At 39.0% G+C, this 23,429-nt stretch carries 21 protein-coding genes; 2 read left to right on the forward strand and 19 right to left on the reverse strand.

Features of this window, described 5'->3' with window-relative positions:
- Nucleotides 1-8: 8 nt before the first annotated feature.
- The 19 genes from ACYQ1N_RS00235 to ACYQ1N_RS00325 form a co-directional block, all read right to left on the reverse strand.
- Nucleotides 9-1,049 (reverse strand): metal ABC transporter substrate-binding protein, encoded by a 1,041-nt coding sequence (locus tag ACYQ1N_RS00235; RefSeq protein WP_459831307.1) that lies wholly within the window; start codon nt 1,047-1,049, stop codon nt 9-11.
- Nucleotides 1,050-1,127: 78 nt separating this feature from the next.
- Nucleotides 1,128-1,517: a Fur family transcriptional regulator gene (locus ACYQ1N_RS00240; protein WP_459831309.1), complete on the reverse strand. Its 390-nt coding sequence runs from the start codon at nt 1,515-1,517 to the stop codon at nt 1,128-1,130.
- A 194-nt stretch (nt 1,518-1,711) separates the two neighbouring features.
- On the reverse strand, nt 1,712-4,303 hold the full coding sequence (gene clpB / locus ACYQ1N_RS00245) for an ATP-dependent chaperone ClpB (protein WP_459831312.1): 2,592 nt from the start codon (nt 4,301-4,303) through the stop codon (nt 1,712-1,714).
- Nucleotides 4,304-4,595: 292 nt separating this feature from the next.
- The gene (gene rplT, locus ACYQ1N_RS00250) at nt 4,596-4,955 is read right to left on the reverse strand and encodes a 50S ribosomal protein L20 (RefSeq protein ID WP_459831314.1); all 360 of its coding nucleotides are present in this window, start codon (nt 4,953-4,955) and stop codon (nt 4,596-4,598) included.
- Between the two features lie 53 nt (nt 4,956-5,008).
- The gene (rpmI, locus tag ACYQ1N_RS00255; RefSeq protein ID WP_177955918.1) at nt 5,009-5,206 is read right to left on the reverse strand and encodes a 50S ribosomal protein L35; all 198 of its coding nucleotides are present in this window, start codon (nt 5,204-5,206) and stop codon (nt 5,009-5,011) included.
- Between the two features lie 23 nt (nt 5,207-5,229).
- Nucleotides 5,230-5,721: a translation initiation factor IF-3 gene (gene infC / locus ACYQ1N_RS00260; protein WP_459831748.1), complete on the reverse strand. Its 492-nt coding sequence runs from the start codon at nt 5,719-5,721 to the stop codon at nt 5,230-5,232.
- Nucleotides 5,722-5,997: 276 nt separating this feature from the next.
- Nucleotides 5,998-6,882, reverse strand: coding sequence for a hypothetical protein (locus ACYQ1N_RS00265; RefSeq protein WP_459831316.1), 885 nt, complete (start codon nt 6,880-6,882; stop codon nt 5,998-6,000).
- A 46-nt stretch (nt 6,883-6,928) separates the two neighbouring features.
- Complete coding sequence (gene lepA / locus ACYQ1N_RS00270; protein ID WP_459831318.1) at nt 6,929-8,740, reverse strand: translation elongation factor 4; 1,812 nt, start codon at nt 8,738-8,740, stop codon at nt 6,929-6,931.
- A gap of 93 nt (nt 8,741-8,833) precedes the next feature.
- Nucleotides 8,834-10,096 carry a cell division protein FtsZ gene (ftsZ, locus tag ACYQ1N_RS00275; protein ID WP_459831320.1) on the reverse strand — a complete coding sequence of 421 codons (1,263 nt, stop codon included), beginning with the start codon at nt 10,094-10,096 and terminating at the stop codon, nt 8,834-8,836.
- 235 nt (nt 10,097-10,331) lie between these two features.
- Nucleotides 10,332-11,234, reverse strand: a complete 903-nt coding sequence (locus ACYQ1N_RS00280; protein ID WP_459831322.1) for a cell division protein FtsQ/DivIB — start codon at nt 11,232-11,234, stop codon at nt 10,332-10,334.
- A gap of 4 nt (nt 11,235-11,238) precedes the next feature.
- Nucleotides 11,239-12,417, reverse strand: a complete 1,179-nt coding sequence (locus tag ACYQ1N_RS00285; RefSeq protein ID WP_459831325.1) for an FtsW/RodA/SpoVE family cell cycle protein — start codon at nt 12,415-12,417, stop codon at nt 11,239-11,241.
- A 49-nt stretch (nt 12,418-12,466) separates the two neighbouring features.
- Complete coding sequence (gene murD / locus ACYQ1N_RS00290; RefSeq protein ID WP_459831327.1) at nt 12,467-13,801, reverse strand: UDP-N-acetylmuramoyl-L-alanine--D-glutamate ligase; 1,335 nt, start codon at nt 13,799-13,801, stop codon at nt 12,467-12,469.
- Between the two features lie 16 nt (nt 13,802-13,817).
- The gene (locus ACYQ1N_RS00295; RefSeq protein ID WP_459831329.1) at nt 13,818-15,728 is read right to left on the reverse strand and encodes a peptidoglycan D,D-transpeptidase FtsI family protein; all 1,911 of its coding nucleotides are present in this window, start codon (nt 15,726-15,728) and stop codon (nt 13,818-13,820) included.
- A gap of 21 nt (nt 15,729-15,749) precedes the next feature.
- The gene (locus ACYQ1N_RS00300; protein WP_459831331.1) at nt 15,750-16,211 is read right to left on the reverse strand and encodes a hypothetical protein; all 462 of its coding nucleotides are present in this window, start codon (nt 16,209-16,211) and stop codon (nt 15,750-15,752) included.
- Nucleotides 16,208-17,164: a 16S rRNA (cytosine(1402)-N(4))-methyltransferase RsmH gene (gene rsmH / locus ACYQ1N_RS00305; RefSeq protein WP_459831334.1), complete on the reverse strand. Its 957-nt coding sequence runs from the start codon at nt 17,162-17,164 to the stop codon at nt 16,208-16,210. Before rsmH ends, ACYQ1N_RS00300 begins: the two co-directional genes overlap by 4 nt.
- 29 nt (nt 17,165-17,193) lie before the next feature.
- On the reverse strand, nt 17,194-17,634 hold the full coding sequence (gene mraZ, locus ACYQ1N_RS00310) for a division/cell wall cluster transcriptional repressor MraZ (RefSeq protein ID WP_459831336.1): 441 nt from the start codon (nt 17,632-17,634) through the stop codon (nt 17,194-17,196).
- A 337-nt stretch (nt 17,635-17,971) separates the two neighbouring features.
- Nucleotides 17,972-18,985 (reverse strand): Holliday junction branch migration DNA helicase RuvB, encoded by a 1,014-nt coding sequence (gene ruvB, locus ACYQ1N_RS00315; protein ID WP_459831339.1) that lies wholly within the window; start codon nt 18,983-18,985, stop codon nt 17,972-17,974.
- A gap of 32 nt (nt 18,986-19,017) precedes the next feature.
- The gene (ruvA, locus tag ACYQ1N_RS00320; RefSeq protein ID WP_459831342.1) at nt 19,018-19,617 is read right to left on the reverse strand and encodes a Holliday junction branch migration protein RuvA; all 600 of its coding nucleotides are present in this window, start codon (nt 19,615-19,617) and stop codon (nt 19,018-19,020) included.
- A 40-nt stretch (nt 19,618-19,657) separates the two neighbouring features.
- Complete coding sequence (locus tag ACYQ1N_RS00325; protein WP_459831346.1) at nt 19,658-20,992, reverse strand: ATP-binding protein; 1,335 nt, start codon at nt 20,990-20,992, stop codon at nt 19,658-19,660.
- 245 nt (nt 20,993-21,237) lie between these two features.
- On the opposite strand from ACYQ1N_RS00325, the gene ACYQ1N_RS00330 reads away from it, so the two are divergent.
- Entirely contained in the window at nt 21,238-22,599 is a 1,362-nt protein-coding gene (locus tag ACYQ1N_RS00330; RefSeq protein ID WP_459831348.1) for a glycosyltransferase family 2 protein, read from the forward strand.
- A 289-nt stretch (nt 22,600-22,888) separates the two neighbouring features.
- Nucleotides 22,889-23,398 carry a ferritin gene (locus ACYQ1N_RS00335; RefSeq protein ID WP_459831350.1) on the forward strand — a complete coding sequence of 170 codons (510 nt, stop codon included), beginning with the start codon at nt 22,889-22,891 and terminating at the stop codon, nt 23,396-23,398.
- The last annotated feature ends 31 nt before the right edge of the window (nt 23,399-23,429 follow it).

A 23,429-nucleotide genomic window follows, 5' to 3' on the forward strand; every position in this document is an offset into this window, starting at 1 on the left:
TACCGGACTCAACTTAAAGCCTTCTTTAAAACCTCAAGATTGTTCTTCATAATACTCAAATATGTTGTACCGCCGTTAATCTCATCGTCATTTACGGACTGCATTGAATCCAGCTCCAGAATTTCCTGATTTTTATTCTTTGTATTGTCAACTACCGCTTTGGCTATTTTACCGTCGCTTCCGTCTATTTTTAAAACATGCTTAAGATTTAATTCGTCAACCTTATTTGAAAGGAACGCAATGGTTTCAAAGCTTGCGTTTGTTTCGGCGGCACAGCCGTCAAATGCCGCATAATACGACAGTCCGTAGTCGTCAACCATATATCTGAAAGGAAATCTGTCGGCAACGAGAATTGTCTTTAACGAAGATGAGCTCACCGCCTGTGTATACTCCTTATCAAGCGATTCCAATTCTCCGTTATAGGCTTTTGCATTTGAGGAATATGCATCGGCATTTGACGAATCCAATTCCACAAGATTATTCTTTATTTCGTCTACAAATCTCTCTGTATTTCTAAGTGACAGCCAGACATGTTCATCATATTCCGTGGTATCTTTTTCTTCGTTATGAGATTCATTGGCATTTTCGCCGCCGTGGGATTCTTCATTGTCATGATCATGATCTGCATCCTGCATTCCCTCAACGGTCTCCTCTTCTTTAAGATTGTCCGCCACAACGTCGAGAAGCTTAATTACCTTCATGTTTTTATTTGCGGCATTTTTAAGAGCTCCTTCCACCCACTTATCGGAAGGTCCGCCGACATATATAAATAAATCGCAATCGGATATTTTCGCCATATCTTCAACACTTGGGCTGTAATTATGTATATCTATTCCGTTTTTCAGCAATAATTCCACATCAACATTGCCGCTGTTTCCCGCAACATTTTTCACCCAATCATATTCCGGATAAATCGTGGTCACGACTTTTATTTTTTCATTATTCCCGCCTGTCGTATTTTGAGAAGATCCTCCCGCGCATCCCGCGAATATTCCCGCCGCAATTAAGCCAGCACCTGTTAAACCTAATATTTTTTTATTTATTTTCATATACATTTCCCACTTTCACAATACAGCCTTTTATAGGCATAAGTACATCTTAACTGAATATTTAACAAATTTTTATACTCATTGACAATCTCCGCATATTCCGTACAAAACGGTTTCTTCCGTACTTAACAGAAAATTGTCCTCTTTTTTTAACGAATCGGATAAGTCCGCTACATAGTCTTTTTTGATATGAAAAGTCTTTCCGCATTTCGTACATGAGGCATGTATATGCCCTTTGCACCTTTCAGCGCCTATATATCTGTAATAAACTTCTCTTGTTCCGTTGGGAACATGCTTTACTATCATTCCGTCCTCTTCCAGGTCCGCAAGATTTCTGTATACGGAACTGACGCTTATCTTATCCGTCTTAATATTTTCCGCTATTTCTTTGGCAGACAGAAGCTCATCCGGATGCTGATTAAGATAAGTTAACAGAAGAGTTCGCTGTTTAGTCTGATATTTAGGCATAACATTCTCCTTACATATTATCTGTTCAATTTGCGACTGATTTGCAAATTAGAATATTCCTTTTTTTTATTTATGTCAAGATATATATAAAAACCTCCCGACTGTCGCTTCCGCTGACAATCGGGAGATTTCAAAAAATCTTTGGTTTTGGATGTTTAGCAGGGTTATTGTTATATTAATATGATTATTTTATATTATTTAACCACTTTTGCATCTAACTGACCGTCTTTTAGATCAATTTCGATTACGCTTCCGGTATCAATATCACCCTCTAATATAATTCTTGCGGCAAGTGTTTCAACCGTTCTTTGAATATATCTCTTAAGAGGTCTTGCACCGAAATTAGGATCATAACCGTTATCAATAACGTATGTCTTGGCTGCATCTGTAAGTCTGATACTTACCTCTTTGTCCTCAAGCATCTTATTAACACCGCTGATAAGAAGGTCGACAATATAGCTTAAATTATCCTTATTCAGAGGTTTGAACATGATAATTTCATCAATTCTGTTAAGGAATTCAGGTCTGAAATGAGCTCTTAAGTCATTCATTACCATGTCTCTTGACTCTTCCTTTATCTCACCGTTCTCATCGATGCCTTCAAGCAAATACATTGAACCTATATTACTTGTAAGAATTATTATGGTGTTTTTAAAGTCGACGGTTCTGCCCTGTGAATCGGTGATTCTTCCGTCATCAAGCACCTGTAAAAGCACATTGAATACGTCCGGATGAGCTTTTTCAACCTCATCAAACAGTACCACGGAGTATGGCTTTCTTCTTACGGCTTCCGTAAGCTGACCGCCCTCTTCATATCCCACATATCCCGGAGGCGCTCCGATAAGTCTGGACACTGAATATTTCTCCATGTACTCAGACATATCAATTCTTACTATATTATTCTCATCGTCAAATAAGCTCTCGGCAAGGGATTTTGCGAGCTCTGTTTTACCGACACCGGTAGGTCCCAGGAACAGGAACGAACCGATAGGTCTCTTAGGATCTTTGATACCTGCCTTAGATCTTATAATAGCCTCTGTAACCTTTGTAACAGCCTCATCCTGTCCGATGACTCTCTTATGTAAAATATCCGCAAGACCGAGGGTTTTCTGTCTTTCGGTTTCAGAAAGTTTCATTACCGGAATTCCGGTCCATCTGGATACGATTTTCGCAATCTCATCCTCAGTTACACTTTCGTGTACAAGCTGCATATCCTTTCCCTTAATGCTCTCTTCTGAAGCTTTTAATTCTGCTTCGAGCTTAGGAAGTTCGGCATATTGAAGTCTTCCCGCAAGTTCGAGATCATAATCTCTCTTTGCCTGCTCAATTTTGTTATTGAGCTGTTCTATCTCTTCTTTTAACTTGCTTACTTTATCAACACTTGCCTTTTCGTTATTCCACTTGGCAACTCTTTCATCGAATCCGGCTTTTTCTTCCGCAAGTTCTTTCTGCAATTCTGCAAGACGTTCCTTACTTAAATTGTCGGTTTCTTTCTTCAATGCAGCTTCTTCAATTTCCAACTGCATTATTCTTCGCCTTGTTTCATCCAATTCCGCTGGCATGGAATCCAAATCCGTTTTTATCATTGCGCAGGCTTCATCCACAAGGTCGATGGCCTTATCAGGCAAAAATCTGTCCGTAATATATCTGTCAGACAATGTTGCGGCCGAAACCAATGCTCCGTCGGTTATTTTTACGCCGTGATATACTTCATATCTGTTCTTTAATCCTCTGAGGATTGATATGGTATCTTCCACGGTAGGCTCGTCAACCATAACAGGCTGGAATCTTCTTTCAAGAGCCGCATCCTTTTCAATATACTGTCTGTGCTCATTGAGGGTTGTTGCTCCGATACAATGCAGCTCTCCTCTTGCAAGCATAGGTTTAAGCAAGTTTCCGGCATCCATTGCGCCTTCTGTCTTACCTGCTCCGACTATGGTGTGAATCTCGTCGATAAACAGTATTATCTCACCGTTTGAGTTCTTAACTTCATTGAGAACAGCCTTTAATCTTTCCTCAAATTCACCTCTGTATTTTGCACCCGCAACGAGAGCACCCATGTCAAGAGCAAATACTTTCTTATCTTTCAAGGCGTCAGGCACATCTCCGTTTACGATTCTCTGCGCAAGGCCTTCAACAACGGCGGTTTTACCTACACCCGGCTCACCTATAAGAACAGGATTGTTCTTTGTCTTTCTGGAAAGTATCCTTATTACGTTTCTTATTTCGCTGTCTCTTCCTATAACCGGATCAAGCTTTCCCTCTTTTGCCCTTTCAACGAGATCCTGACCGTATTTCTTAAGTACGTCATACTTAGCTTCTGGATTATCGGAATCAACCACCTGGCTTCCCCTTACCTCGGATAACGCCTTTAAAAATGTTTCCCTTGTAATATTGTATTTTTTGAAAAGAGATTTCAAATTATCGTTAGGAGCCTTTATCATGGCAAGCATAAGGTGTTCAACCGATACATACGAATCTCCCATTGCCTTTGACTCGTCTTCCGCATCGTTAAATACCTTATTAAGAGGGTTGCTGACTCTCAACGATACGTTTGAACCTGATACCTTTGGTTTTGAATTAAGCAGTCTTTCAATGTCCGCCGTAATGTCATCCTTTGATATTCCCATGTGTTCAAACAGATTTGCAATTAAACTCTCATCAATTGTTAAGAGACTATACAAGAAATGTTCCTGGTCAATCTCCTGATTACCGTAATCATAAGCGATCTTCTCACATCCATTAACAGCCTCTATAGATTTCTGTGTAAATTTATTAATATTCATAGACTGTATCCTCCGCTTTCTTAACTTGACTATATACTACTCTTAGTTGTTAGCACCGTCAAGTGAAGAGTGCTAATTTATGTGTAAAAAAATAATTAATTTGATAAAATGTAAATAAATATTGTTAAGCAGCTGTTTATGAAATCAAACACGGCCGCTTCTCAATATGATTCCGCAGTATATATACTTTTACCGGCTTATTATCGTATGATTACATAATAAAACACGGGTATCCGATGTCTCCACAAACCGTATGGAGCACATCAAATACCCGTGTTTACTATTGTACCGATTACTTTGCAAGAGCCGCCTTAGCTGCCTCAGCTACCTTAGCAAAACCTGCCGCATCGTTAACCGCCATCTCTGAAAGAACCTTTCTGTTAAGGTCGATACCCGCAACCTTAAGACCGTGCATAAGGTTGCTGTATGAAAGACCGTTGATTCTTGCAGCAGCATTGATTCTTACGATCCAAAGCTTTCTGAAATCTCTCTTTCTCTGCTTTCTACCCTTGTAGCTTTCTGCAAGAGCTCTCTTAACAGACTGCTTTGCAATTCTGTACTGCTTGGATCTTGCACCCATGTAACCCTTAGCGAGTTTTAAAATTCTTCTGTGCTTCTTCTTAGCATTAAGTCCACCCTTAATTCTTGCCATTTTTATTATTCCTCCTAAATATAACTCTTATACGATCTCTTTTTCGATATAAATTAAAGATATGGTAAAATCTTCTTCATTACCTGTTCATTTGTCTTATCTGTCATTGTTGCCGTTCTAAGATCTCTCTTTCTCTTTGAGCTCTTCTTAGTAAGGATATGGCTCTTGTTAGCCTTCATTCTCTTAAGCTTACCTGTTCCGGTAACTTTAAAACGCTTTGCTGCTGCTCTGTTAGTTTTCATCTTTGGCATGATAAAATTCTCCTTTTAAACGATTATTTCTTTTCTGTTAAGAACATTGACATTGTTCTGCCTTCCATCTTAGGCGCTTTTTCTATGACGGCAATATCTTCAAGCTCCTTTGCGAAGTCAGTAAGTACGTGAATACTGCTCTCCGTATGTGCTATCTCTCTGCCTCTGAATCTCATCGAAACCTTAACCTTGCTTCCTTTTTCGATAAATTTTCTTGCCGCATTAATCTTGGTATTAAGGTCATTGGTATCGATATTCGGAGAAAATCTTATCTCCTTAATGTCAATAACTTTCTGTTTCTTACGTGCTTCCTTTTCTTTTCTTGCAAGCTCATATCTGTACTTACCGTAATCAATAAGTTTACATACCGGCGGCTTAGCGGAAGGAGCAATCTTAACGAGGTCCACATCCGCTTCTCTTGCAAGCTCGAGAGCTTCTTTTACGGACATTATACCCAGCTGCTCACCATCCGCGCCGATAACACGAACTTCTTTATCACGTATCTGTTCATTAATAAATAAGTCGCTGATAATTATACCTCCTATAATTATGCAAGAGTTAGATCATTCTCTCACAAATGTATTCCGAACGGGCACAAAAAAAGCGGAACCCATAAGGCTTCCACTTGTCTAAGATCTTATATATATCTGACGGCGTAACGTCAGTATTAATTATCTTATTCAATACCCAAGCCGACAAAACGCCTTAGGTGAGAGCGGTCACCCTGCTTATTGTTTAACAACTTTTGTATAATATCATATACCATATACGCCGTCAATACATTATCTCAATTAATTACTCTTTTCGGTAGACTCGGATTCTGAAGATTCATTTTCAACCGGCGCCGATTTAATCTCATCACTTATTTTTATTCTATCCACCTGATTAGTTACAAGCGTGTTGGATATCTCAAACTTATCAACATCAAAGTCCTCTATTTTGTCGGTATTGGAGCTCTTGCTGTTATACTCATTTACCTTTGCTTTTAAACCTTCTTTGAGGTCGAGAACGGTTCCCTCCAATTTCTTTGTTTCTATATTAAAATAATAAGTTATTTTGGCAGATGCTTCGTTAATATCCACACCGGACAGATTTTTGGTCGCATTTATTATGTAATTTTTTACTGAGTTGTCCAGATCCTTTACGGCCATGTATCTCTCAACGACTTCACATGATGCATTGTTGAATTTCTCCTTATTTTCTTTAAGAAGTAAATCTCCCGCTTTTGTGTTAGTTGAGGTTGGGAAATAATCCGAAGTATTATAGATATTTCTTACATATTTCAGATTATCCGGACTGCTGCCGGTTCCGGTATATACATCTATTTTTTTAGCGTCGTCATCATTTCCCACTATATAAGTTTCTGTATATGTGTTGGTGTTATTTATCTTATCTTCCACATGATCCGTACTTCTTATTCTGCTTTCTTTTGCGGAATCGTCATAATAAACGTAATATTCTCCGGAAATTGAAATATCCGTGTTTTTTGACGCTCCTCCCTGCACTCCGTCATATGCTATTGTTCCTGCGATTGACCTCTGTGATGATTCCGCGGAAGTATTAGCTTTAAAATATTCTGCAATTCTTTTTTCTTCCGCACCGGTATTTTTATTACATCCCGCAAAGGTGACTGCAGATGCGGCAACGATTCCGCCGATCAAAAATATTTTTTTCATAAAACTGTTTCCCCGTTAATAATAAATAATTGTATATCAAATGAAATTACTCTTCTTCAAGCTTCAGAACGCTCATAAATGCCTTTTGAGGAATTTGTACCTTACCGATCTGTCTCATTCGCTTCTTTCCCTCTTTCTGCTTTTCAAGCAGCTTTTTCTTACGGGAAATGTCTCCGCCGTAGCACTTGGCAAGCACATCCTTTCGCATGGCCTTTACTGTTTCTCTCGCTATTACTCTGTTGCCGATTGCAGCCTGAATAGGTACTTCGAAGAGCTGTCTCGGAATTTCTCCTTTAAGCTTTTCGCACATTTTCCGTCCCCTTTCAACGGCACTTCCTTCAAATACAATAAATGAAAGGGCATCCACTTCTTCTTTATTAATGAGAATATCCAGCTTACACAGTTTTGACCGCTTATATCCCGCCAATTCATAGTCAAATGAAGCGTATCCTCTTGAGCGTGATTTTAAAGCGTCAAAAAAGTCATAAATAATTTCGTTGAGCGGAAGTTCGTACTTAACAAGAGCTCTTGTCTGTTCAATATAGTCAACGCCTTCATATATTCCTCGTCTTTCCTGACAGAGTTCCATTATTGTTCCGACATACTCGCTGGTTGTCATTATTTCAGCCTTAACAATCGGTTCTTCCATATATGCAATAGATGATACGTCCGGGAGATTGGAAGGATTTGTAAGATCAAACACCTCTCCGTCCGTTAAATGTACCTTATATACAACTCCGGGAGCCGTTGTAATAAGGTCGAGACCGTATTCTCTCTCAAGTCTCTCCTGAACCACATCCAGGTGAAGCAATCCAAGGAAACCGCATCTGAATCCGAAACCGAGAGCTGCAGATGTCTCCGGCTCATATGACAGCGCCGCATCATTAAGCTGTAATTTTTCAAGAGCATCCCTTAAATCCTGATACTTAGAGCCGTCGGCAGGATATAATCCGCAATAAACCATCGGATTGGTCTTCTTATATCCCGGCAGCGCTTCTGCACAAGGTCTGCCGCTCTCGGTAACAGTATCACCTACGTTTACATCCTTAACGGTTTTAATTGCCGCTGTTATGTAACCTACCATTCCGGCCGTTAATTCATCACTCGGAACCAACTGTCCCGGCTCAAAGTATCCGACTTCAACAACCTCTTCCACTGCGCCTGAAGCCATGAGCTTTATCTTTGTGCCTTTTTTAACCGTCCCTTCCATTATTCGTACAAATATTACGGCACCTTTATATTGATCGTAGTATGAATCAAATATAAGAGCTTTCAGCGGTTCACTCTTATCTCCGCCGGGAGCGGGAATCTTTTTTACAATCATTTCAAGCACCTGATCAATATTAATTCCGTTCTTTGCGGATATCATCGGTGCATCTTCAGCTTCTATTCCTATTACGTCTTCTATTTCTTCCTTTACTCTTTCAGGATCGGCACTCGGAAGATCAATTTTATTAATTACCGGAAGAACTTCCAAGTCATGATCCAATGCCAAATACACATTTGCAAGGGTTTGAGCTTCTATTCCCTGCGCTGCGTCCACAATAAGCAACGCTCCTTCACAGGCGGCAAGAGAACGTGACACTTCGTAGTTAAAATCAACATGTCCCGGAGTATCAATGAGATTAAATGTATACTCCTTGCCGTCGGAGGCTTTATACTTTAACCTTGCGGTTTGAGCCTTTATTGTAATTCCTCTTTCTCTTTCCAGGTCCATGTTGTCAAGCACCTGTTCCTGCATTTCCCTGTCGGATAGAGTTTGAGTCGCTTCTATCAGTCTGTCGGCAAGGGTGGATTTACCGTGATCTATGTGAGCAATTATGCAAAAATTTCTAATATTTTCTTGTATATCTGCCATTTATTATCTCCATTTATAATCGGTCTGCAAAAGAAAAGAGTCGCCTAAAAAAACAAGCGACTCCTTTCTAAAATATATATACAACTGAATTAATCAGTCGTTTTTATTGTTCTGAAGGAATACCGGAACATCAAACTTGCTGTTATTAGACGGTTTAGCAGCTCTTTGCTGTACCATCGCATTTAACTTTTTCTGAGCTTCCTCTGATGCCTTCTTAAGTTCTTCTGCTTCTCTTATTGCTTTTTCTCTTGCTTCGGCTTCCGCGTCCGCTTCCTCTTTCTCAGCTGTCTGAACCTGTGCATCTGTTGATGATACTACTGTATGAGCATGTGATGACACTGTATTGTGTACCTGAGGAGCTGATGATGCAGAGCTCATGTTAGACTTCTTGCTTTCAGCCTCAAGGCTGTCATTGTCCATACCTGTGGCAATAATTGTAATCTTAATGCTGTCTGCGGTTTCATCTGAATCAATACCGAAGATAACATTAACTTCATCACCCACTTCTTCATAGATGTAATCTGTTGCCTCTTCAACATCGGCAAGAGTCGCATTACCTGAAATATTAAGAATAATATTCTTTGCGCCCTCAATAGATGTTTCAAGGAGCGGACTTGATACCGCATTTTTAACTGCCGTAAGCGCCTTATTGTCATCGGATGACTCACCGATACCGATATGAGCAAATCCCTGATCTTTCATTGTTGTCTGAACATCCGCGAAATCCAGGTTCATTGTCGCAGGCTTATTGATAAGATCGGCAATACCGACAACCGACTGATGAAGAACTTCGTCGGCTCTTACCATGGCTTCTTCAAAAGAAATTCCCTTGTCATAAATTTCAAAAATCTTCTGGTTCGGAATAACTATAATTGTATCCACGTTCTCTTTAAGTCTTTCAATTCCCGCAAGAGCGTTTCTCATACGAGGTCTTCCCTCAAACTTAAAAGGTGTTGTTACAACGCCCACAGTAAGGGCTCCCTGCTTTTTAGCTATAGATGCAACAACCGGAGCGGCTCCCGTACCGGTTCCTCCGCCCATTCCGCATGTAACGAATACCATGTCGGCGCCTTCAAGTGCCTTTGCAATTTCATCGGCACTTTCTTCGGCTGCCTTTTCGCCCACTTCGCTCTTGGCTCCGGCTCCGAGACCGTTAGTTGTTTTTGCTCCGATAGGAATGGTTACGCCGGCCTTACACTTCTTGATATCCTGAATATCCGTATTGATTCCGATAAGCTCCGCACTTGTGATTCCCGCTTCCACCATTCTTGATACAGCGTTGTTTCCGCATCCGCCTATACCGACAACTTTTATATTAGCAACCTGTTCTTTCTCATTACTACTTAGTTCAAACAAGGTGTTAACCCTCCTTCAATATTACATCCATTTAACCATATTAAACTAATGATATAATCAATAAACAAATAATTCAATATTTTATGTGGTTTATTTAACAAAAATAATGATATTTATCAAATTTTAATATTTCTTTGCTTATATGTTTCTAAACAAAATATAATCAGATTGCTGATTATATTAAAACCGTATATGTGGTTTCAAAATTATAAATGCTCATCCTCTAACCGCTGCATTATTCTTCGCTTTGAGATACTGTTTCGCTCTCCCCTTCACCGGAAGCCGTATTCTGCTCTCCGGATTCGGCATTTTGATCATTCTCGGATTCCTGTTGCGCATTTTGGGCATTTTCGTCGGTTCCGGACTTTGATTCTTCGGATGACTCTCCGTTTGAATTTTCCACCGTCTTGTCAAATATAATGTTTTTATTACCGCCGTCGTAATCTTCCAAATGAAGTGTTCCGCTAAGGCCTTCTATTTTATTATATAACTTACTGAGTTTGAACACTTTTTCTTCGGCATGTTCCGTAGTGCCCATATTTATATATGCATTATTAATTTGATAGAATATGGCTCCGTCTTTATAAATTATTTTATTAAACTTCAAAGAATATGTACGGGCAAAATGTGCGTAAAGTACAAGAGCATCGTAGGCTTTTTCGTCACTTACATGAGGTCTTGATCCGAGTATAAGGTTGTCAAATGATATTCCTTCTATAAGAGGTGCGTTGTCGTACAAATTGCACGAACTGTCCACGACGTTTCCGGTCTCGTCTATATATTCGTATACGCCTGCGTAATAAAAACTTGCGAGTAATTCCTTTTCATGCACCACAACGTGAATTTTATTCGGCCAGACTATATTTACGTCATAGTCTGAGATGAACGGTATTTCTTTCTTTTTGTTCCCGAATATTGAATAAATAAGCGTATTTGGCTTCCTGCCGTCGAATATATATTCGTTTAACTCCTCTTCATTTGACTTGTTATTTCCTTCATATGTAATCTCCGATGTTTTAAAGAAGAAAAAAACAAATAAAAAAGCTACGGCAATTATGGAAGTTATAAGTGTAAATTTAAAAAGTTTTTTATTCCTTTTTTTTCGTTTTCGACCTATATCAATCTTTACTGAACTCATACGCTTATACCTTTTCCTCAATATCTATTTTCTTTGAGACATTTAACACTAATCCCATTTCAAATAGTAAGAAGAACATTGAAGATCCGCCGTAGCTTATAAACGGAAGTGTTACCCCCGTATTCGGCAGAAGATTAGTAACAACAGCCACGTTGAGAAGCAGCTGAATCGAAATATGGAAAAAAATTGCCATGCATAATAACATATCCGTCTTTGTAGGAGCTCTCATGGCTATAACATATATTCTCCATAACAACAATGCAAATATGGACAGCAGGATAATTGCTCCGAATATACCTACTTCTTCACAAATTACGGCAAATATCATATCGTTCTGTGATTCCGGTATATATCCCAATTTTTGCAGACCTTTTCCGAGTCCCTTGCCTAAAAATCCGCCGGAGCCTATTGCATACAGCGATTGAACCGTCTGATAACCCGTCGTAAGTTCATACTCTTCAGGATGAAGCCAAACCGCTATTCTGTTAAATCTGAAGCTTGCGGAATCTGCCGGCATATTTGAAATTACAATAACCGCTACAATTCCTATTGCCGCTGCGACTCCTATGGCTATCAGATAGTTTTTATGGTTCGGAGACACTATGAACATCATCATAAATACTATTAAGAAAATAATTAAGGCGCTGCTTAAGTTTGAACTTATCACAAATACCAACGCGGCAGGTACAACTCCGATAATCAATATGATTGTAATTCTGGTTTTAAAATTTTTAATATCCCGTCCCGCGGTAATTATCATCGCAACAACCGAAATAATAACCGCAAGCTTAACAAGTTCTGCCGGTTGGAAATTAAAGAATCCGAGTCTTATCCAACGGGTTGCGCCGTTAACGGTCCTTCCGAAAGGAATAAGCATAAACAACAAAAGTATTGACACAAGCAATAAATACCAATGTTTTCGCATCAGAGCATTATAATTAATCATAAAGCCCGCCGCCATTAACACCAGCCCGATTGCAACGAATATTAATTGTCTGTTAAAAAAATAACTCGGATCTCCGTATTCCACGTTGGCAGTATATGAACTTGAACTGTATATCATAATCAGTCCGAATCCAATAATAAGAAAGAGACAAAATACTAATGTATAGTCAAAATGAAATATCCTTTTAAGTTTCTTTCTTTTAACAATTTTACTATCTTTAACAGTTCTTTTTTGCATAATTGCCTCTAAATCTAATTTCTAACCGACTATGTTAAAAACGCAGATATTACCCTCTGACTGCTTTTTTAAATAATCTGCCTCTTTCTTCATAGGATTTAAACATATCCCAGCTTGCACATGCCGGAGACAGCAGTACCGCATCCCCTTCCTCTGAATCCGATTTACATATTGATACGGCCTCTTCCAGAGAATCCGCCGTCTTTATATTTGTAAATCCGTGTTTCAAAGCACATGCCTTTATTTTTTCCGCAGTCGCTCCGATAAGTACGAGTTCCTTTATTTTTCCGTCAAAGCTGTCAATAAAGTCATCATACGTTGAGTTTTTATCATAACCTCCGGCTATCAGCAAAGTCGGACGTGACATTGCCTTTATCGCCTTAACTGAAGCGTCCGTATTGGTACCCTTGGAATCGTTATAATATACAACTCCGTTTATTGTATCTACTTTCTCAATTCTGTGCTCAACGGCCTTAAAAGCTTTCGTAACTTCGATTGCCGTCCCGGAAGGAACCCCCGCCGCTTCGGCTATAGCAAGAGCGGCCATTACATTTTCATAGTTGTGATCACCGATAAGATTTATGTCATCAACATTTAACAGTTTTTCTTCTCTGTCCTCATATATTCTTGATATTACTCTGTCCCTGTAATAATATCCTGTTTTCGGTTTATTAAGCCTTCCAAACCATATAACATGAGCTTTGCATTTTTTCGAGAATTCTCTTAATCTGTCATCATCATAATTCATGACAACAAAATCGTCCTCAGTTTGATTTTTTGTGACATTAAATTTGGCTTCGGCATACGCCTCCATTGTTTTATGTCTGTCCAAATGATCCGGCGTTATGTTCAATATTGCAGCCACATGCGCATGGAATGTATCTATTGTTTCAAGCTGAAAACTGCTTACTTCTATGACCGATATCGAATCATTTTCCGACTTTACTACTTCATCGGTATACGGAAGGCCTATATTACCCGCAACTATGGTATTACTTTTCCATTTTTTCAGTATGTCACCCACAAGGGTTGTCGTTGTCGTTTTGCCGTTAGTTCCCGTTATTGCGACAACAGTGCCCTTTTCGTACATATATCCCAGTTCTATCTCTCCGATAATCTTTACGTTTAAATTGTTTATTTTTACAACCAACGGATTATCCAAAGGTACGCCGGGGCTGATTACTGCCATATCAAATGTCTTAATGTCGTCTTCTCCGATATCCCCGAGCAATATTTCCGCATCTCCGAGAACTTTTCTTATTGCCGACTTGTCTGTTTGCGGATTGCCGTCAAAAAGCGTAACCGCATATCCCTTTGACATAAGAAGTTTAGCGGCATTTATACCGCTTTTACCTGCACCTATTACTAATACTCTGTTATTCATAATTAATTACCCGATTTTATTCTTCTGTTGATGCTTCGGTTTCCAAATGAGTTCCTTCCGGTACATCAATTCCGCCCTCAGTGTTTGAATTTGTATTTTCTTTCTCCGTATTCGTTGCGGTGTTATCTTTAGGTACTCCCAGATACGGAAGCAGTTCCGAAAGCATGTCGTGTGTAAGTTCCTGAACATCCATACCGGATCCGCTGGTTCCGGTCGTTCCGGCTGGTTCATCGATTACCACATATAATACGTATTGAGGATTCTCCGCCGGAGCAAATGCCGCAACCGAAATAAGCCACTTCTTGTCGGAACGAGGCAATTTCTGTGCTGTACCTGTTTTACCTCCCACGGAATATCCGTCGACTTTTACATATTTAACACCGTACTGTTCCACGGCTTCCTTAAGAATTCTTCTTATAATTACCGATGTTGATTCGGTAACTGTTTTTCTTACGGAAACAGGTGCAATACTTTTTATCTTTTCACCCTTTTCATTTTCAACCGATTTTACTATATGAGGCTGATAATATGTTCCTCCGTTTACAAGAGAACAATATGCGGCAGCCATCTGAATCATTGTAACGTCAAAGTTTTGTCCGAATGAGTTGGTTGCCAAATCTGTTTCCGACATCGATTTGGGATTCTGAAGAATACCTCTCTCCTCGCTCGGAAGGTCTATTCCGGTCTTTGAACCGAATCCGAACAGAGATTGATATTTAATCATGTTATCGGTTCCAAGGTTAGCCGCAATTTCCATCATGGCCACGTTACATGAGTCCCCGAGAGCTTCGTCAAGGAATATCTGACCATGTCCGCCGTAAATATGCCTCCAACAGTTAATGGTATAACCGCCTATTGAAAGTGAGCCGCCGCAGAAGAACTGATCTCCGTCATGTACGACTCCCTCTTCCAGTCCGCCCGCAACCGTAATTGATTTAAAAGTGGATCCCGGTTCGTATACATCTGAAACGCAATAGTTTCTCCATAATTTTGCCAGATTTTGGGCTTTCTCTTCTTCACTCATGGCCGCAATCTGTTCATCCGTATATACGGCTTTCAGATCTCTCGGATTATTCAAATCAAAAAACGGATAACTGCTCATGGCAAGCACTTCCCCCGTATTTGGGTTCATGAGAATTGCACCCGTGTTCGGAGAAGGCTTTGCCTCATTATATTTTGCAATATACTTATCAATAATATTTTGAGCACCGTAATCCAAGGTGGTTACGATATTGTTTCCGTCCACTGCAGCTTTAAGATTTTCGGTACGTTCCATGGAATCGTCCACATATGTATATGCAAGTCCGTCGGTTCCCGTCAGATATGAATCATACTTCTTCTCCAATCCGAGTTCTCCGCCGTTATTTTTATTATAGAAACCTATAACATCCGCCGCAAGAGTACCGAAAGGATATACCCTTTTGTAATCGTCCTCAAACCACACGCCATCTATATCTTTATTGTCCTTCGTCTTATCTTTGAATCCGTTTACGACACTTTCTTCAAGGTCTGTCTTTATTTTTCTGTATCTGCTGTCCTTTTGATTGGACAGCACATCCTCTATTTCCTTTTTGTCAACGCCGAAATATTCATTTACCGCATTAACGGTAGCTTCTTTCTTTTTGTCGTCGGAATTAATAACATACGGATCTATTATAAGATTGTATACTTTTTTACTGTACGCAAGAACAGTCCCGTTTCTGTCCAGTATGGAACCTCTCTTACTTGCTATCGTACGGGATGAATAAGCCTGATGGTTAAGTACTATCCTTGAATATTCTTCTCCGTCCGCAATGTTAATAAAAATAACTCTGATAATAAGTACCAAAACAAGTACCATTGCAATTAAAAAGGCAATGCCTGATTTGGTTTTTATCCTTCCAAGCATCGCCTTGCTATATTGTGAATAATCGTCACGCTTTTTCATTTTATACCTATCATATCTGAATCAATTACCCGGAATATTTTGATATTGCCTTATATATCCCAATGTGCCGCCGTCATATTCTACAATACTGTCAGAATCAGGATATTTCATGCCGTATTCATTAACGGCTTTGTCGTATATTTCCTGATAATTAATATCAGATTCTAAATCAACCTGTTTTTCATTGTTATTGGTGGTTATTGTATTAAGCTCTTCCTGAAGAGAATTAATTTCCGATGTGCTTGTTATGAGATCTGAACGAAGATTGAGATAGTTTACACCCAACACAATGGCAATTGCGGTTATTACCGTTACTATGCCAAATAAAACCAAACTGCGTCGATTGGCTCTCGCAGCTCTCTTTCTCGGTGATATGGGAATTCGACTTCTTCTTTTAGTCTGCGTCCCCACATTGATTGACGGAGCTTCAGAACCGCTTAAATATGTATTATATCCTCCGCCGATATTAGTTCCGTCTGTCATCTTTCTTCTCCTTGATACATAACTCTTTCAAACACCCTGAGCTTGGCACTTTTTGCCCTGCTGTTATGTTCTAATTCTTCCTCGCTCGGAACAATCGCTTTCTTTGTAATAACCGTCCCTTTTGATTTTTTCCCGCATACGCATACCGGAAAATCACTCGGACATGTACACGGATTTTGCGCATTTCTAAATGCGTTTTTTACTATCCTGTCTTCAAGTGAATGAAATGTGATTATGCTGAGTCTCCCCTTATCGTTAAGCAAATCTATCATCTTCGGTATAACGCCTTCAAGTCTGTTCAACTCATCATTTAAGGCAATTCTGAGCGCCTGAAATGTTCTTTTTGACGGATGTCCGCCCGTCGCCAGACTTTTTGCCGGCATGGATTTTCTTATAATATCATTTAATTCAAATGTTGTTTCTATTCTTTTATTTTTTCTTGCTAAATCAATGTTATGCGCAATTTTTCGCGCATATTTTTCTTCGCCGTATTCTTTAATGATTTTTGTCAATGATTCTACAGATTCTTCATTGACAATATCTGCGGCTGTTCTTTGAACCCTATTGTCCATTCTCATGTCGAGAGGAGCATCGAATCTGTACGAAAAACCTCTCTCCGGTACATCCAACTGGTGTGACGAAACACCTAAGTCCAACATTATGCCGTCAACACCGGTAATTCCGTGTTCCCTCAGTTTCTCCGGCATATATTCAAAATTACTGTGAATGAAAATTGTTCCCGGTCTGTATTCATCAAGCTTTTTTGATGAACTCTCTATGGCTTCCGCATCCTGATCAAAACAAATAAGCCTTCCCGACGGACCCAGCCGCTTGAGAATTTCCATTGAATGACCCGCACCGCCTAATGTTCCGTCAACATATGTCCCGTCAGGTTTAATATTCAAACTGTTAATTGTTTCATCTCTCATCACGGGAATATGAGAAAACTCCATTACAACCTCCAAAACATTACCGGGCCCTGTTAAATTGAGAAGCCCAGTTCTTCCATATCACTGAGAACCGCATCAATATCATCTCCTATGGAGTTTACATTGGTTTCCCAACGCTCCTTACTCCATACTTCAATCTTATTTCCCATACCCACCAGACATACGTCTTTGTCCAGCGCGGCATATTCTCTAAGAGTTGCAGGTATCAAAACTCTCCCCTGTTTATCAGGTTCAACCACGGTAACGCCTGCATGAAAGAATCTGTTGAGCTGTCTTGTTCCTTTGTTAATAAGCGGCAAACTTTGCAATTTGCTGTCAAATGCGGCCCATTCTTCTTCTGTATACACAAACAGGCACCCATCCAGCCCTCTGGTGATGACAAAGCTCCCCCCAGATACTTCATCACGAAACTTAGAAGGCATTATAATACGCCCTTTTGCATCTATGGAATGTATATATTCACCCATAAACATATAAAGCATGCCCCCTTAAGTCATTCAGGACCATGTATCACCACAGTCCTCCACCATCTGCTACTTTTTACCACTTTTCTATATATTCTATAACATATGGCTAAAATTACAAGTTTTAATTTGACCGTATACTGTACATTTGTATGAGAAAACCTTTGTTTTTGCCTATATATCGTAATAAGCATGGCAAATATCACCATATATTGTGTCAACATGTGCATAACGCTTCTTTTTCGTTAAATTATTAAATTTTTATATACAATTTCATCTTTCCCTTGCATCATTTTACAGGCAAAAAAAAGACAGCCGTTTCACATTAACGACCGTCTTTTATATGTTATTTAAATTCCTGATTATCCTGTTTTTGTATTCCCACCGCCCTGTATGCTTTATCGGTGGCAATTCTTCCGGTTCTTGTTCTGCTTATATATTCATTTTGAACAAGATACGGTTCATATACATCCTCAAGAGTTCCGGCATCCTCCCCCAATGCGGCGGCCAATGCCTCTATCCCGACGGGACCTCCTGAGAACTGGGAAATAATTTTTTCCAATATCTTTCTGTCGCTCTTATCAAGTCCGTTTGAATCCACCTCAAGAAGATTTAATCCGTAATCAGCGGCTTCTTTTGTGATTCTTCCGTCAAATCTGACCTGTGCGTAATCTCTTATTCTTTTTAAAAGTCTGTTGGCAAGTCTCGGCGTCCCTCTTGATCTCCTTGCAAGTTCAAATGCGCCGTCGTCATCTATATCTATTCCCAATACATATGCCGAACGAATTATAATGTCCTTCAGCTCATCGACCGAATAATATTCAAGCCTGTCAATTATTCCGAACCTGTCTCTGAGAGGAGCCGAAAGAAGTCCTGCTCTTGTTGTTGCTCCCACAAGGGTAAATTTGGGTAAATCTATTCTTATTGAACGGGCAGCTCCGCCCTTGCCGATAATAATATCAATACAAAAATCTTCCATGGCGGGATACAAAACCTCTTCCACCTGTCGGTTCAATCTGTGTATTTCATCAATAAAAAGAACATCTCCTTCAGACAGTCCGTTAAGTATCGCCGCCAGCTCTCCCGGTCTCTCTATTGCGGGACCGCTGGTTATTTTCATATTTGTCCCCATTTCCGACGCTATTATTCCGGACAGTGTGGTTTTGCCCAATCCCGGCGGACCGTATAACAATACATGATCCAATGCCTCGTTACGAAGTTTTGCGGCCTCCATATATACACTGAGATTATCTCTGACCTTCTTTTGTCCTATATATTCTTTTAAAGTTTTAGGCCTGAGAAGAGTTTCATTGCCTTCATCTTCCGGAATAATCTCTGTTGAAATTATCCTATTATCCATTTTTTCTCCTTAATAATATGATACTGTTCATATTATGATAAATGCTTTAATGCCTCTTTTATAAGCGATTCATCATTCAGTTCTTCGTAATTGTCTACCTGCTTAACAGCCTTCGCAGCTTCACTGCAGCTGAATCCGAGAGACACCAACGCCGAAATGACTGAATTTACGCTGTCAGTCCTGCCCGTATCCGTATCGGAGCAATCCGTGAAATGTTCTTCTTCAATTACCGCATTAACCTTGTCTCTGAGCTCCAGAACTATCCTCTCCGCAGATTTTTTTCCGATACCGGGAGCTTTTGATATGGTTTTATAATCCTCCGAAGCAACCGCAAGACGTAATTCGTTAGGAGTTATTGCGGAGAGGATCCCCAGGGCACTTTTTGTTCCTATGCCGTTAACATTTATCAAAAGCTTAAAAACATCCAAATCATCCCTTGTCATGAAGCCGTAAAGCGCAATTGCATCTTCTCTTACATATGTATATGTATATACCTTAACTTCGCTTCCTATGTCCGGAAGCGAAGTAATTATACTTCCCGGAACATTAATGTTTACTCCGATTCCGCTTTTATCTATAATGATTGAGTCCTGCCCGATATCTGCAAGCACTCCCTTTACATATGCTATCAAAACCTAAACCTTTCTTTAATGAGATACTTTAATATACACTTTAATTCGAACTTCCCGAAATATGATTAATAAACTGTTCGGCTGTTCTTCCGGAAATGCCTCCGTTTCTGATTCCCCATGCATTCGCCTTTCTGTGCAATTCCGAAGGATCCTCGTGTATACCGTTTAATGCGGCAAGATGATCTACTATCTCAAGATATTCAAGGGGTGTAGGCTTGCCGTAATTAATCTTTATTCCGAACCTGTTAACCAATGACATTTTTTCCTCTACCGTATCAGAGCGGTGGATGTCATCCGTATGTTCCATGTCATTCTTATCTTTCCATGTTTCTTTTATTAAATGTCTCCTGTTCGATGTAGCATAAATCAGTATGTTTTCCGGCTTTGTTTCAACTCCGCCTTCCATTACGGCCTTTAAAAACTTATATTCTGTTTCATTGTCTTCAAAAGAAAGATCATCCATATATATAATGAACTTATATCCTCTGTTTTTTATTCTGCTTATTATTCCGGATATATATTTAAATTGATGCTTATATATCTCAATCATTCTTAAGCCTCTGTTATAATATTCATTTACTATGGCTTTAACGGAAGTAGACTTTCCCGTTCCGCTGTCTCCGTACAAAAGAACATTGTTTGCTTTTTTCCCGTTTAGGAAATTCTCCGTATTTTCGGTAAGCATCTGCTTTTGTCTGTGATATCCGACAAGATCGTTTAACATTACTCTTTCCATGTTGCTTACGGAAATAAAATCGAAATCATTATCTCCCTTTTCTCTGATTCTGAATGCCTTGTTAAGTCCGAAAAGACCTACTCCCACGTTTTTGTAGAATTCGGTAACAATGTTAAAAAATTCTTCATCCGACAGAGCGCCAGCAAGTGTATTGCTTAATTTCCTTACACATTCACTTATGTCTCTGTTATACATCAGCTCATGTTTTTTTATTGATTTGTAATTGCAAATCTTGGAAAAACAATTTATATCCAGGTATTCTTCCAAACCGGAAAAATCAAACGAAAACAATTTTCTGAATATACCGAAATCATTCACGGCAAAATCATTGACGGTTCCGTCTTTTGCTCCCTGTTTTTCGGTTACGATACTGAATGAATTCTCGTCGGTAATAATGAGATACGTTAAATAATTTTGCCACAAATTGCCGTCAAATCCGTTTGTTGTGGATATTTTCAAAATATTATTAATCACATCGTAAACTTCTTTTATCAGAGTCGGTTTTCCTGATTTCTTATTTACCTTTTTAGAATGTTTATATTTTTCATATTTATTGTATATACATGATAATCTGTCTAAAACGGTGCCCTTCGCCGCTACATGATTATACATAATAAATTGTGATGTTAAATTGTACATATGACATAATTCTCCTTATTATTTACAGCTGCATGCAAATAACATATTTATTGATGTCCCGATATTATAGCACAATTTCGAATAAATGTTTATATATGCGTTATTGCGCAGTCAAAAAAGGTATAATTATGAACAAATTATGTACAAAATTTGAATTTGAATTGACACTATGGCATATAATGTTATACTTGTAACGAAATTGATAATTAAATGTGAATAAATTATGTACAACAGAGGTTTAGTATATGCAAACAGAATTAGTAGGCGTAATCAGTATCATACTCACCATAATGGTGATTGCCATGTTCGGTTACCAGATGTTCTATATTCTCGTTGCGCTTGTCGATGAGATAAAGACAAGAATACAGAAGAATAACAGATACAAGGCCATACTTAACGGCACGGCAAAAGCCGAAGATTTTATTGAAAAGGACGGAGAACCACATAAGTTCGGTTTTATAATTGCTGCCCGTAATGAGGAAAATGTTATTGCCAATTTGATAGAAAGTATCAAAGAACAAAATTATCCCGGCGAACTTATAGACATTTTTGTGGTTGCGGATAACTGTACCGACAATACCGCTTCCGTTGCCAAAGATGCCGGAGCCGTGGTATACGAAAGATTTAATGACAAGCAGGTCGGCAAATCATATGCTCTTGACTTTGTCTTCAACAAAATAAAGGATGATTACGGTTCATACAGAGCATATGACGGCTATTTTATTTTTGATGCGGACAATATTGTAGGGAAAAACTTTACACGTGCCATGAACAATGAGTTCTGCAAAGGCTACAGAGTTGTAACGGGATACAGAAATTCAAAAAATTTCGATACAAACTGGATAACAGCCGGATATTCAATTGCCTTTATGCGTGAAGCAAAGTACCTTAACAATTCCCGCAAGCTCCTTAAATCCAGTGCAATGGTATCAGGTACCGGATACATGGTAAGCAGTGAAATCATCGAAGAAAACAACGGCTGGCATTTCAATCTTATGACGGAAGATATCCAATTATCGGCACATCTCATATCAAATGATGAGAAAATAGGATATGCAAAAGATGCAATGTTCTATGACGAACAGCCTTCTTCATTTATGCAGTCATGGCACCAGCGTCTGCGTTGGACAAAGGGCTTCTACCAGGTTCAATGGCATTACGGATATAAATTATTTAAGCGTTTTTTCACAAAACCGTCCATGATGCTTTCCAAGTACGATGCCTTTATGACCCTTGCTCCGTCCACTATTTTTACGCTGATAAGTGCTGCCCTTACGATTATATCCGTAGCTCTTAATATTAAAGACGTGGAAATGGCCATGTCCATGGCGCCTGAGACCTTCATGGCAATGGGCACGGGCGTAATACAATTTTATCTTATTACATTTGTATGGGGATTATTCACCATAATAACCGAATGGGACAAGATAGTTGCACCGAACGGCAAAAAAATACTGTACCTGTTCACATATCCCTTATTTATGTTTACATATGTTCCTATGGCATTCTTTGCGTTATTTACCAAAGTTACATGGAAACCTATTAAACATACGGTCAGTAAAACCGCGTCGGATTTCAACAACGAAAAAGCTGAATTTGTAAAATAATAATCTTATATTATATAAAACCTGTCGAAACGAGGTGTATCCCGATTATCGGATTTTCGGTCTGACAATCGGATGTCGGTTCAAGCCTCGTTATCGGCAGTTTTTTAATGTTGTACGGTAACCGTATATTTGAAATCCCTTTCTTAAAGTCTTACGGGATTTTTTGCAATTCAATGTCTTATTTGATTTTCTAAAATAATCTTTAAATTAATGTAAATTACTTTTGACCATCACTTAATAATATTTTATAATTAGCATATAAATTTTATTTTAGGAGAGGATTATTACTATGCATTCAAAAGTATCATCTTTAATTAACGATCAGATTAACAATGAACTTTTTTCATCTTATGTTTATCTTGATATTGCCAACTATTATGAAGCAAAGGGTCTTGACGGATTTGCCAACTGGTTCGAAATCCAGGCAAAGGAAGAACTTGACCATGCGCTTATTTTATACAAATATCTCCAAAACAACGGTGAGAAGGTAACATTTGAAGCAATTAAGAAGCCTGACTGTAAGTTTGACGACAATATGGCTCCTATTAAGGAAGCTCTTCGTCATGAAAAGTTTATTACGGCAAGCATCAATAATATTTATGCTGCTGCCAACAGCGACAACGATTACAGAACAATGCAGCTTCTTGACTGGTTTGTTAAAGAGCAGGGTGAAGAAGAGAAAAATGCTTCCGATCTCGTTACAAAAATGGAATTATTCGGTGATGATTCAAGAGCACTTTACATGCTCAACAGTGAATTAAAAGGTCGTGTATACTCACCTGCTTCACTTCAGATCTGATCCCCATAATAAATAATATATAAGGAGGAAT

This window comes from Howardella ureilytica (assembly GCF_054657495.1).

What these genes read in the sequence shown, in the direction of transcription:
- ACYQ1N_RS00235 (WP_459831307.1), bottom strand. Translation starts at nt 1,049, where the DNA reads ATGAAAATAAATAAAAAAATATTAGGTTTAACAGGTGCTGGCTTAATT.
- ACYQ1N_RS00240 (WP_459831309.1), bottom strand. Translation starts at nt 1,517, where the DNA reads ATGCCTAAATATCAGACTAAACAGCGAACTCTTCTGTTAACTTATCTT.
- clpB (WP_459831312.1), bottom strand. Translation starts at nt 4,303, where the DNA reads ATGAATATTAATAAATTTACACAGAAATCTATAGAGGCTGTTAATGGA.
- rplT (WP_459831314.1), bottom strand. Translation starts at nt 4,955, where the DNA reads ATGGCAAGAATTAAGGGTGGACTTAATGCTAAGAAGAAGCACAGAAGA.
- rpmI (WP_177955918.1), bottom strand. Translation starts at nt 5,206, where the DNA reads ATGCCAAAGATGAAAACTAACAGAGCAGCAGCAAAGCGTTTTAAAGTT.
- ACYQ1N_RS00265 (WP_459831316.1), bottom strand. Translation starts at nt 6,882, where the DNA reads ATGAAAAAAATATTTTTGATCGGCGGAATCGTTGCCGCATCTGCAGTC.
- lepA (WP_459831318.1), bottom strand. Translation starts at nt 8,740, where the DNA reads ATGGCAGATATACAAGAAAATATTAGAAATTTTTGCATAATTGCTCAC.
- ACYQ1N_RS00280 (WP_459831322.1), bottom strand. Translation starts at nt 11,234, where the DNA reads ATGAGTTCAGTAAAGATTGATATAGGTCGAAAACGAAAAAAAAGGAAT.
- ACYQ1N_RS00285 (WP_459831325.1), bottom strand. Translation starts at nt 12,417, where the DNA reads ATGCAAAAAAGAACTGTTAAAGATAGTAAAATTGTTAAAAGAAAGAAA.
- murD (WP_459831327.1), bottom strand. Translation starts at nt 13,801, where the DNA reads ATGAATAACAGAGTATTAGTAATAGGTGCAGGTAAAAGCGGTATAAAT.
- ACYQ1N_RS00295 (WP_459831329.1), bottom strand. Translation starts at nt 15,728, where the DNA reads ATGAAAAAGCGTGACGATTATTCACAATATAGCAAGGCGATGCTTGGA.
- ACYQ1N_RS00300 (WP_459831331.1), bottom strand. Translation starts at nt 16,211, where the DNA reads ATGACAGACGGAACTAATATCGGCGGAGGATATAATACATATTTAAGC.
- rsmH (WP_459831334.1), bottom strand. Translation starts at nt 17,164, where the DNA reads ATGGAGTTTTCTCATATTCCCGTGATGAGAGATGAAACAATTAACAGT.
- mraZ (WP_459831336.1), bottom strand. Translation starts at nt 17,634, where the DNA reads ATGTTTATGGGTGAATATATACATTCCATAGATGCAAAAGGGCGTATT.
- ruvB (WP_459831339.1), bottom strand. Translation starts at nt 18,985, where the DNA reads ATGGATAATAGGATAATTTCAACAGAGATTATTCCGGAAGATGAAGGC.
- ACYQ1N_RS00325 (WP_459831346.1), bottom strand. Translation starts at nt 20,992, where the DNA reads ATGTACAATTTAACATCACAATTTATTATGTATAATCATGTAGCGGCG.
- ACYQ1N_RS00330 (WP_459831348.1), top strand. Translation starts at nt 21,238, where the DNA reads ATGCAAACAGAATTAGTAGGCGTAATCAGTATCATACTCACCATAATG.
- ACYQ1N_RS00335 (WP_459831350.1), top strand. Translation starts at nt 22,889, where the DNA reads ATGCATTCAAAAGTATCATCTTTAATTAACGATCAGATTAACAATGAA.